This window comes from Flavobacterium sp. (assembly GCF_049318325.1).
Lineage (GTDB): Bacteria > Bacteroidota > Bacteroidia > Flavobacteriales > Flavobacteriaceae > Flavobacterium.
The window spans coordinates 1-10,214 of the sequence record NZ_JBMOGQ010000081.1 but is presented as its reverse complement, the minus strand read 5'-3'; the positions used below and the strand labels follow the sequence as shown (position 1 = coordinate 10,214).

The 10,214-nt window shown below is 35.0% G+C and carries 18 protein-coding genes; 1 reads left to right on the top strand and 17 read right to left on the bottom strand.

Features of this window, described 5'->3' with window-relative positions:
* A partial coding sequence (locus tag ACOYLP_RS08225; protein WP_422855698.1) for an HAD domain-containing protein occupies nucleotides 1-334 on the top strand: 334 nt, incomplete at its 5' end.
* Nucleotides 335-610: 276 nt separating this feature from the next.
* Here the strand turns inward: ACOYLP_RS08225 and ACOYLP_RS08220 are convergent.
* The 17 genes from ACOYLP_RS08220 to ACOYLP_RS08140 all read right to left on the bottom strand — a co-directional run.
* Complete coding sequence (locus ACOYLP_RS08220) at nucleotides 611-775, bottom strand: hypothetical protein (protein ID WP_422855697.1); 165 nt, start codon at nucleotides 773-775, stop codon at nucleotides 611-613.
* 16 nt (nucleotides 776-791) lie between these two features.
* Nucleotides 792-2,972 (bottom strand): ArdC family protein, encoded by a 2,181-nt coding sequence (locus tag ACOYLP_RS08215; protein ID WP_422855696.1) that lies wholly within the window; start codon nucleotides 2,970-2,972, stop codon nucleotides 792-794.
* A 2-nt stretch (nucleotides 2,973-2,974) separates the two neighbouring features.
* Nucleotides 2,975-3,445, bottom strand: coding sequence for a hypothetical protein (locus ACOYLP_RS08210; protein ID WP_422855695.1), 471 nt, complete (start codon nucleotides 3,443-3,445; stop codon nucleotides 2,975-2,977).
* Nucleotides 3,436-3,978 (bottom strand): hypothetical protein, encoded by a 543-nt coding sequence (locus tag ACOYLP_RS08205; protein WP_422855694.1) that lies wholly within the window; start codon nucleotides 3,976-3,978, stop codon nucleotides 3,436-3,438. The genes ACOYLP_RS08210 and ACOYLP_RS08205 overlap by 10 nt, the downstream gene beginning before the upstream one ends.
* 111 nt (nucleotides 3,979-4,089) lie before the next feature.
* A complete protein-coding gene (locus ACOYLP_RS08200) occupies nucleotides 4,090-4,389 on the bottom strand; it encodes a hypothetical protein (RefSeq protein ID WP_422855693.1) in 300 nt (99 codons plus the stop codon).
* Between the two features lie 20 nt (nucleotides 4,390-4,409).
* Nucleotides 4,410-5,114: a glycoside hydrolase family 19 protein gene (locus ACOYLP_RS08195; protein ID WP_422855692.1), complete on the bottom strand. Its 705-nt coding sequence runs from the start codon at nucleotides 5,112-5,114 to the stop codon at nucleotides 4,410-4,412.
* Nucleotides 5,114-5,257 (bottom strand): hypothetical protein, encoded by a 144-nt coding sequence (locus tag ACOYLP_RS08190; protein WP_422855691.1) that lies wholly within the window; start codon nucleotides 5,255-5,257, stop codon nucleotides 5,114-5,116. Before ACOYLP_RS08190 ends, ACOYLP_RS08195 begins: the two co-directional genes overlap by 1 nt.
* Nucleotides 5,257-5,967: a peptidoglycan-binding domain-containing protein gene (locus ACOYLP_RS08185; protein ID WP_422855690.1), complete on the bottom strand. Its 711-nt coding sequence runs from the start codon at nucleotides 5,965-5,967 to the stop codon at nucleotides 5,257-5,259. Before ACOYLP_RS08185 ends, ACOYLP_RS08190 begins: the two co-directional genes overlap by 1 nt.
* A 2-nt stretch (nucleotides 5,968-5,969) precedes the next feature.
* Nucleotides 5,970-6,392, bottom strand: coding sequence for a hypothetical protein (locus ACOYLP_RS08180; RefSeq protein ID WP_422855689.1), 423 nt, complete (start codon nucleotides 6,390-6,392; stop codon nucleotides 5,970-5,972).
* Between the two features lie 2 nt (nucleotides 6,393-6,394).
* Nucleotides 6,395-6,889 (bottom strand): hypothetical protein, encoded by a 495-nt coding sequence (locus tag ACOYLP_RS08175; protein WP_422855688.1) that lies wholly within the window; start codon nucleotides 6,887-6,889, stop codon nucleotides 6,395-6,397.
* Nucleotides 6,890-7,042: 153 nt separating this feature from the next.
* Complete coding sequence (locus ACOYLP_RS08170; protein WP_422855687.1) at nucleotides 7,043-7,237, bottom strand: hypothetical protein; 195 nt, start codon at nucleotides 7,235-7,237, stop codon at nucleotides 7,043-7,045.
* Nucleotides 7,234-8,034 (bottom strand): hypothetical protein, encoded by an 801-nt coding sequence (locus tag ACOYLP_RS08165; RefSeq protein WP_422855686.1) that lies wholly within the window; start codon nucleotides 8,032-8,034, stop codon nucleotides 7,234-7,236. Before ACOYLP_RS08165 ends, ACOYLP_RS08170 begins: the two co-directional genes overlap by 4 nt.
* Before the next feature lie 2 nt (nucleotides 8,035-8,036).
* Nucleotides 8,037-8,309: a hypothetical protein gene (locus tag ACOYLP_RS08160; protein ID WP_422855685.1), complete on the bottom strand. Its 273-nt coding sequence runs from the start codon at nucleotides 8,307-8,309 to the stop codon at nucleotides 8,037-8,039.
* A gap of 1 nt (nucleotide 8,310) precedes the next feature.
* Nucleotides 8,311-8,685 (bottom strand): hypothetical protein, encoded by a 375-nt coding sequence (locus ACOYLP_RS08155; RefSeq protein WP_422855684.1) that lies wholly within the window; start codon nucleotides 8,683-8,685, stop codon nucleotides 8,311-8,313.
* A gap of 21 nt (nucleotides 8,686-8,706) precedes the next feature.
* Entirely contained in the window at nucleotides 8,707-9,264 is a 558-nt protein-coding gene (locus tag ACOYLP_RS08150) for a hypothetical protein (protein WP_297509976.1), read from the bottom strand.
* 27 nt (nucleotides 9,265-9,291) lie between these two features.
* Complete coding sequence (locus ACOYLP_RS08145; protein WP_422855683.1) at nucleotides 9,292-9,900, bottom strand: hypothetical protein; 609 nt, start codon at nucleotides 9,898-9,900, stop codon at nucleotides 9,292-9,294.
* Between the two features lie 15 nt (nucleotides 9,901-9,915).
* Nucleotides 9,916-10,214, bottom strand: a 299-nt coding sequence (locus tag ACOYLP_RS08140; protein WP_422855682.1) for a hypothetical protein, incomplete at its 5' end; no start/stop codon positions are given.

The following is a 10,214-nucleotide window of genomic DNA, read 5'->3' as shown; positions in this document are numbered from 1 at the left end:
TGCTTCTATTGTCTTAACTACATCTCATAAATCTACCTATAGTTTGCCTCAATGGCAAAAGATTTTCAAAAAAAGAGGTATTGATGTAAATGTTGTTGGAAAGCTTGATGACAATATCACGTTTTTGAGTCGCAAAGAAGAAATCTTGAATTGGCAAAACAAAAACAGTAACATTACTGATTATGTAATTCTTGATGATGATAAATCTTTAAATGGCTTACCAAGCAATATTAAAGAAAAACTAGTTCTTACAAGTCCTATGGTAGGTTTAACTGCTGATGATGCTTTATCTGCTATTGAAACTTTAAAGAAATCGGAATTAGTTTATGCTTAACTAAAAAAGGACACTATCCCGCAAAGTGTGTAAGTTATAAATAATGGGGTTTAACTTTAAGTAAAAAGTTAAACCCTTTTTTCAAATATAATTAAGAACTGGTTGAGGATTAATCCCCAATTATGGGGTACTAAACCATATTAGTTTATTATGACATTAAAATCTTTATTCATGATCCGCATAAGCTTTAATTAAAAATCTTGTATTTATTTTAATATTAAAAAAAAACCATGCTACATTTCTATAACACGGCTTTCAATCAACCCAAATCAAAAACTATTTCTTTGCTTTAGCTTTTACAACTCTACCGCCTTTGACATAACGATAGCCTTTTTTCAACGTTCCGTCTTTTTTCACACCCTCACGTTTGATAACGCTACTGCATAGCCTTTTTGCTGAGATTCTTTTTTTGACTTTCTTTTTTGTTTTTTTATTTACCATGGTTTTTGAATTTTTATTATTTGACTTTAAAGGATAACTTTTTCTTTTTGGGTTGGCCAACAACCTTTTTGAAATACATTGAATATTTTAAAGTAAGGTCGTTGCCCCGGTTTTTCTCCAGCGTTGCAAACCGCTCTCTAGGGTCAGGATGTGAAGAACAATGAATTACTGAAGTTGGATTGTGTGCCATTTTATTACCTCCATACATAGCACCGTTTTCTTTTACTTGGGAAATAAAGCACCAAATGACTTTTGGATAGGTTGTTCTCAGGAAGTTGAGTTGATCGGCTGTAATCTTTAAATCCGTGACGGAATCTGATATAATGACTTTGACTATTTTGCAGAAATCCTGTAATTCCTGGAAGGGCTTATCTAAATAACCTTTTATGGCTATGTAGCTTCTTCCTTTTTCGGTTGTATTTCGGTTGATACTGTCTAAAGTGTCCTTGCTCTCGATACCGCCTTGCTCATAATCTATGTATGCCACTGGTATTTCTTCTTCTCCAAAAGCATTGGCTATCTGCATGGCCAACTGGGATTTTGAACTGTGTTTATTGCCTTTTATCAGAATGAGCGCTTTGTGTGGCTGTTGCTTTTGCAAAAACTTCCCAATTTCTCCTCCCAACACAAAAACATCTTTAGCCTCAGTTGGGGCAGCTCCCGCTGTTACAAATCCAAGTTTCTGAAGTTGATTGATACTCCTATTTTGATCGACATTAATTTGTCCCTTTGATTTTACTATTGAAGCCTTTGTTCTTTTTGTTTGAATATGATTTTGAGCTTTTTGAGTTCTCTTTTTAGTCTTTGCTTTAGCACCCAATCCGGCAAATAAAGCTAATTGCTCGCCTTCTTTTATAGTTGTTTTTACCTTACTTTTCGAAGGTCTTTTTCGAGGCCTTTTAATTGCCACTTTTTTTGTTGGCTCTTCTTTCTTTTCTTCAATCTCTTCATTTTCGCCAGAAACATTTCTATTCAAAATATAATTAACTGCCTTTTGCGATTGTGCAGAAGCTTTGAGAAAAAATCGATTATCATTTTCCAATTCGTTCACTAAAACTTTATTCCATCCTTTCAGGTATTTTGCCGAGTTTTCTTTGGTTTGAAATAGGATTCCCGCTTCTGAACAAAGAAAAACTGCTCCGAGCTCTGCAATCAACTCTTCAAATGCATAACTTTTACTTCCGAAAGTTCCTGTCATATCTCGATCTAACCGCTTTTTGGCTCCTGTGGAATGTGCTAGCTCATGAAAAAACGTACAGTAGTAAGATTCCTCTTTTTTAAAGGCTTTGATGTTGGGCATATTTAGTTTATCAGTCGCCGGTTGATAGTAAGCTTTATCTCCAACAAATGTATATGTTGGTGGTTCTTTATACCCATCTATAAGTCTTTGTGCTTGCTCAATTGGATTTACTTTTTTGTTTCCAACAGCTTCCGGGAATTTTAAACCGGTACAATCATCTGCTCGAAAAACATTGTAATATTTTATAACCGGTATTTTCTGCAGGTATCTCTTCAAATCATCCTTGGTAAGTCCATTTGAACTCACAAATTCTGCAAATTTTTCACGGTCGGTGGTTTTAAACTGTAAAGTCCCGTTATCAAAACTGAAAATCATGGTATAGTAAATCACACGTCTGGCTTTACTGTCTTTTCTGAGACTAGCACCTTCATCTTTAATCTGATTGAAGGTTAAGTAATAGGGTTGTTTGAATTGAATTGGCACCAAATATCCCTTGCCTTCATCATCAAATTTGACATCAAAATTCAAAAGGAAATTAGCCCCAGTATATTCCTTTTTACTAACATAGTTTTTGGCCGCACCATCGGCACCGGAACCTACCCAATCTTTTTGCCATGGCAAATGGCCAACTTTCTCGATAGTATTGATGATCAAATCAGTGATGTAACCATAGATATCATCTTGGGCTAATCCATTTAGCCCCACGCTATCTTCCTCAGAAATATATTCTAGTGTTGGCAATATGATGCTTTGCTCTGCACCATTAAGCCCAATTGGTTCAATTAAATCGGTTAACTCTACAGTAAATAGCTTATCCCGATGTAGTCTTAATACTTGGGATATACGGTTGACAATACTTGTGTTGTTTTGCCTTTTGGCTTTGGTCAAAATCCTTCTGAGCTCTGATCTTTTTACGATTCTGCCATCAAGTTTATTAAATTCAGTTACTAGTTCCATAACTATTTGAATATTGAATATTCTTTACCCATTACACTTAAAATTGTCTCTATCTGAATATCATTGATACTTTTGATTTCTGATAGGCTTTGCCAGTTGGAAATGTTCTCCATTATGGGTATTTCTACAATTAAATCTTTCAATACAAATTTTCCTTTTGCAGGGAGTGAGATAAAAGATCTGTTTACCGTAATCGTTGCAAACTTTTTGGCTAATTTGTCTTTAAGAACAATTCTTTTTACAACTGCCATGATTCCATCCGGGTTAAAACTTTCATTAGTGGGATTATACAGTGTAACATCGAAGTTAAAGCGCATCCGCTTAAAGTTGATATCAAAATTTCGAAGTCCAGTAGGTACAGCTTTAAGTTTAGTCATGGCTTCTTTCCAACGGTTAATTTTACTGTTATACCACAAAGCACCAATACCTAAAATAGCCCCGCCGATTATAATATATTTTGCTTTTATAACCATGAGCCAGAGGTTTTACGTAAAAACAATAAAATCCTGAATCCAATGTAGATAATTGCTAATACTCCCAGAATGAGCAGTGTTTTTTCTATTTTTGATAGTGGCTTGATAACTTCAACAGGTATTTTCCTATCTCTGAAAACTAAACGTGAACTATTATTCTGAACTGCCAATTTCTCGTCTTGAGTCTGAGCAATTCTAGCATTGAATTCTAACTGTCTTTTTATCTTGTCATAAATAAGATTATAGCTATTATCCCCTGAACTTTTAGAAGTATTCAGCTTAGATAAAATTTCGTCAACTTTAGCATTTACCAAACTATCCAATGATGCATTTCCAGTTTGACTTTGAATCACAGACGTAATTAATTTATCGTTGATTTCCTTATTGACAACCGTATTTTTTATACTGTCGTTTCTATTAATTTCATTTTCTATCAGGGTATCTTCCTTAGTTAACTTTTTGGCTGAAGAGCAAGAGGTAATAACGAGTGAGAAAATGAAAAATAGGATTATTATTTGGAATACTTTATTCATTGTTCAGTCTTTTTGAATTGATATTTTAATTTTAATAGAAGGAGTTCTGATCCTTCAATAATTTGAAATAAATCGATACCGTAATAAATACTTGCGGCCAAGATTATTCTATTAAGGAATTGTCTTTTCATGATTCTTATTATTGTGACAACCGGCACACTTTTCCCGATATTCCTGAAGCTCTTCTTTCAGATTACGGATCTCAATAGTATTGGCATCAATAATTCTTTGCATTTCCTCAAACTTTTTATCAGTTACAATTGACATTTTGGTGTAAATGGAATCGATTGCCTCAAGTGCTGAAGCCTCGTTCTTTTTTAATTCTGAATTACGGGAACGCCAAGCGATATAAATTGAAATTAGTGTTGTTGATCCTAGAAAATAGTTTAGTAAAGTTTCAATTGGCATCATAGAGTTATGCTTTGTTGAGTTTATAGATTAAAATCGAACAACCGAGTAAAAGGGTTGTAGTAGCTACGATTAGTTTCACTCGGTTTGCTGACCCGTCTCGGCTTCGCTTTTTTTTTTAATACTCCAAAAATATCGAAGCTTGAATAGTAGTTAAGTTGTTTGACCCGCTCAGAAAAATTGGTAAGACCTCCATTTATTTTCTTGGTAATGGATGTGATATTGTTGTTATCTGCAATTGGATTAAGTTTAAATCTTACGCTCCAAAACCAACCTGCAATATCAATTGCAATATCTGAGCGTGACGCTAAATCGGGATTGCTAACTACATCAATACCAGAGTAGTTTTTATATGCCTGATAATTAGCTCTTCCGGTTAGCTGAATAAGTCCTCGACCACGAAATCGCCAACCATCACCAAATTGGGTATTTCCTAAATTTTTTTCCCCCCATTCACCACCATAAACAATATTGGCTATAGCTTCCTGATTGGCTTTCCGATTTACCGTCCTTCCGTATTGGTTTGCTTGTGCAGGTGAAATCTGATTCGACCCAAAAGTTTTCATCAGTCCAGCCGGAGAGTAATTCAAGTTTTCTGAAAGTTTTACAAATCCGCCTGTTTCCTCATGAAGTTGAGCCAAAAAGTGAGCAATCCTCATGGGAGTGTTAATAGCATATTTCTTAAACGCTTTCAAAAGCGGTATACTGTTTGACAATAAAAAATCCATTACAATTGCACTTTTTTAGGTTCAATTTTCGGTTCTTTAGATTCAATAGATTTACTTTTAGCTGAATCACCATTTCCCATGGAAGCAATAATCAATACTCCGACTAAGCCAAGACCAAGTAATATTCCTGTATTCGTATTCATTATTTCCAGTCTTTAAGTCTGATTTGCCTAACTCCTTTTTGGGTATAAAGGGCATTCTCTGTATTTCTGCCAAAATCTCCATCAACAGTCACTTTGAGTAACGATTGCAATACTCTTACTTCAGTTCCTTTGCTACCTTTTTTAAGTATTTTATTTAAATCACTACCTGAAGGGGCATTGATTGCAGGAGTGGTTGGCAAGATTTTGCCAATTGGGCTTATTACACTATGATCTGCAATCCAATAGATATCATTTAAAAAATTACCATCTCGTTGTACTACATATCTAAAAGTGCCATCAGGCCTTTTACCAACCCAAATGATTTTTCCGATTTTATCTCCTTTTTTAAATGTAGCCTTTCGAATGCCTTCACTAGTATAATTTCCATCCGCCATTTTTCGAGCATCATAGGTTTTCGTTCCATTGAATCCTGAAGCCATAACTTCCTGTCCAATTCTATAATTAAAAGTATCGGCTGTCCTTTCTGGTTTGGGTTGCTCAATTTTTACAGGAACAATTGGTGTTGTTGCCGCTCTTGGAATCTTAATCGGAACAGATTGACTTTTTGGTGTTGGCAGCTCACTTAAATCGGCTTCCGGTTCTTGCATCAAATCTTCGTCATTCTTCTTTTTTTGAATGAAATAGTAAATGCCTCCGCCAATAGCTAGAGCAATACCTCCGCCAATCCAAACTTTATCTTCAATAGTCATGCTTATAAATATTTTGGGTAATTCGATTTCAATAAATTATAGTCGCTCTCACTGAGTTCTTCTTTTAGCCAGGTCTTCAAAGGATGCTTTGATGGAGTTTGCCAAAAAGCAAAATAGGTGTTACCCGAAGTGGTATTGTAATACCGACTTCCAAATGCTTTGATAATCCATGAGAATTGTGCTTGACTTACTCCGGTAAGTGTTGTAAAAATGGTTTTACGTTTCTCCGTATTAGTGAAATTGGCTTCTTTCATTGCATTATATAATACCTCTGCAATTTCTTTGGCATTAAAGCTTTCGGTGCTAATTCCTTGATTTAAATAAGCATTGCCATTTTTGTCTTTTTTTGCTTGAGAAACAGCAATAACCAATATGCTTAATCCTGCTAAAGCAACCGAGATAGGTAGTAATTTTGAATTATCCATAACTAAAAGAAGTTGGAAACGATAAAGCGCAATTCCATTAATTCGTTTTGACTGAACTGATCATTAAACCATTCAATCAAGTTCATTTTCTTAGATAAAGGGTTGATTCCTTTTCTGAGTCCGAAAGCATTATGAATCCTAACAAAACCATTCGCATTGATTCCCATGAGATTTTGTTTCACCGACTTAAATCCGTTTCCCATTCCATACATTGCACTGTAAATTGCATCGGCTTTATTCTTGGCCATACCACTGGATATATTACTAGGTCGATCTCTTTTATTTTCTTTAAGTGGTGAAAAACCATTAAAAATCTTCTTGTAGGCATAGTAACCAATACCCAAAAAAAGACCAGTCTTTAAAACACCTTTTACAATTGAAAAAGTTGCATTTACACTTGCATTAGCATTTTCAAGAGTACTTGCAATTGCTTTTTGCCCTTGTGGAGTTGAAGCAGCAGCTATAATTGCCGGATTATGTAAACCTTTTATTTTCATATTACTGCTGACTGTAGTATTGCTCCCGATTTTAAGTTTGATATAAGAATTTCATTTTTAACTTTCTAAAGGGTTTACCCAATAGTTGGATAATTTTACCGTTCCTGTTTTCAACTTTACTTTCTTAAGTTGGAGCAATATCTACACCTGTATCTACATTATAAACTCCTTGATCGTTTGCCAACTTTCAGCATTGGTAACCATTGCAATGGCTTTCTTAGATTTCTTCAGTTCTACTAATTTTTCCAGAACTTCATTCTCTAAATCAGTCAATTCTTGAATAAGCTTTGCCTTTTTCTGAACTTTGAATGGGTTTAATTCTTTAGTTTTTACAGTTATTATACTCATACTAACATTTGATATTTTTGAAGTAATCCAAATAATTCTTGTGAAAAGAGGTTCGTTTCAGACTTCTCGTTGATCTTTTGATAAATGACTAAAAGCAATGAAATAGTATCATCATCAAGAGTTTTCACAATCTCTATAAATGATTTCTTGATATCAGAGGTATTTTCATCATCTAATTCATCAGGCGAGGCAATCGCTAAACCACTACTTTCATTGGGAACATTAAAACCAAACCCTTTTAAAATAAGCGGTGCTTGTTTTACAACTCCCAACAGCATATTGTTCAGACTATCATTGCTTTCTTTTGTATACTTTCGTTGTAATCGCTCTTCATTTAATTCTTCGTTTTTTGCTCGTAATTCTCGATTCATTCTTTCTGATTCCTCTAGCTTTCGTGCCAGTTCTGAACGATCATGTGCTTGAAGTTTTAAATCAAAAATTTCAGCAATTCCCAATCCCATCAGTCCGCTTTTTTTCTTCCTTTTCTTTTTTTTGACTTCTTGCATGGGTTCATTTTGATCTTCTATCAATTTCGATTCGCCAAAAGTTACTTCAAAAGGTTCTCCTTCTATTTTGAAAGCATTTATACCATTTTTTCGCTTTTCCTGAATGACTATTTTCGTGTAGCCTTCAGCATAAATCTTCTCAAAAAATTCTTCCGAGGATCCATACTCACTTTTAATCAAATCATGAGTAATATTTCGATAGATTGTTTTAGAACTGCTCTTATCGATGATCGTAACAGCACAAAATTTATCGCTATTGAGCTTTTCTATTAAATCATCAAATCGTTTCATTTTTACATTAGTTTCTTGTAAATGAGTAGTATTTTATTCACCAACCTATCGTCAACTTTTGTAGCTTTAGGTATATAGGAAACTTCTAATTGAACTCTAGAAAATGTCCCATCTGGAACAATCAAAATCTGCTTTTGAGTGGGGTAAATTTTAATCCCATTGATAATTGCAATACTATTGCCATTATTCAAAACTGAAAGTGATGTGACATTTTCTAGAATTGGAATTTGTTCCTCTCTGAATTCTCTTGTAATAAATGAAGACTCTACGAACATGCTACATTTTTTCTACATTATTGTTGTAAAGAAAAACGACATGGAATTTCAAAGGGATATCACCTTGAAGTTTCTCATCTAGTGAAAAAATCAATGAATAATCCTTATTGCCTGTATCGAAATTCATCGGCTTGAAACTTTTTTCATACTCACCACCATTTGACTGCCTCCAATTATCAATGTGAACCGAGGGAGCAATTGCAATACTATTGTCATCTTTCATTTCAATGGTCGCCATTGCATTTGTATTTTTCTCAACTCCATTGGTGTAAAGGGCAGCGCCTGTTGTAAAGCCACTAGGTAGTTTAAAATTTACCGATGTGTTTAACTCACCAGGATTGATAACTGCCTTTACCACATATTGAATTTGTCTCATACTTTCAATTTAAAGATGAAATTATTTTTTAGCTTCTGTAATTCTGAATTCAAGTCTCAAGAATAAAGGTTTACCAGCTGGAACAGTAACACCTTTTGGAAACTCTAATTCGAGTTTGAATTCTTCCTTAGCTCTCAAAAGCGGGGTGGTTGCAATTGGTCGGTAATCGTCTTGTTTGAAATTCTGTACATCAGTCAGGGGCAAATCAATTAACATGTCATTGGTTTGAATCAGTCGCAATTCTGCATTTTGAAGCTCCGCCGGTAACGTGTCTCTGCTTTGCCAATCTGCATTTTCGATCTTTTCACCTCTTGTAGTGTATTGCACTCGGATAGCATCAATTACTACATCTCGACCAGAGTTTAATTGATTACCATCTAAATTGGTAATCCCAACCACTTTTTTTGTGTTGGCGTCAACAAGTTCATTGATCCCGCTCATCCCATCAACTCGAACATTCAAGTAGAACGTTTTGTCGACCAATTTTGTAGCATGAGGTCTAACCACGTTTGTGATTTGTCGTTGTCTTGCACCTAAAACTTTAATAGCTCTTTGCAACTGAGGATTTCTATTTTCCATTTTTCTTAAATTTTAATTTTGTTTTTATTAGAGAATGTAGTTTCCGTTTTCATCCATGTAGGCACCAAGTCCATCATCTTCATATGCACCCAATCCGTCATTTTCTGATCCTGCTAAGCCTTCTTCTGAACCTCCTAGACCATTTTCAATATAGTTGCCATTTGCATCAATATAGCCCGCAAGACCTTCCTCATCATAACCATGTAAACCATTTTCTATATAGTTTCCATTGATATCGATATATCCACCTAAACCATCCTCATGATAGTTTCCATAAGCATCGATATAACCATTTAAGGCATTTACAGCTCCTGAGAGACCGGCTGCTTTTTGTAGAAATCTACCCATTGTAGCTTCAGGATTTAGTTTAGCAGCAATTTTTTCGGATGAAAAAATGTTTTTCACCAATTCTAATCCATGCGCTATTGAAACCCCAATTGCTGAACCTCTCATTAGCGAACTCTTGGTATCGTTACCATTGACTTTTATGGCTAGAAATCCAGCACCAACGGCAACAACACCGTTCACAACACCTTTGACAGTGTTTGATGATTTTTCAGTCATTGTTCCTGTAAGTCCTCTGGAGAGTGCACCTACAACAACCGCTGAACTGATTGTTATTAATTCTTGTTTCATGTCTGTTTTTATTAATTACTTTTTTGAACTTGTTACTAAGAGAATTGCTCCAACGGCCCCAACACCGATAACAATTGGAATGGTGTAATTTGGTTTTTCAGATGATCCGTTTTCATTTTTATTTACTTCTCGTTGCACTGAAGCTTCCTCTTTTAAATTATCCACTGGGATGTCTTTAACATTAGCGAGCGTTTCTAACTGTGAATCATTTGGAACTCCTTCGCCAGTTGGTGTGCCTGTAGTTAAGGATTCCGCCGGAACTCCTTTAGTTTGCGCAATTGTCTCTAATTGGGCTGGTGTCGGAGTTGCATTTG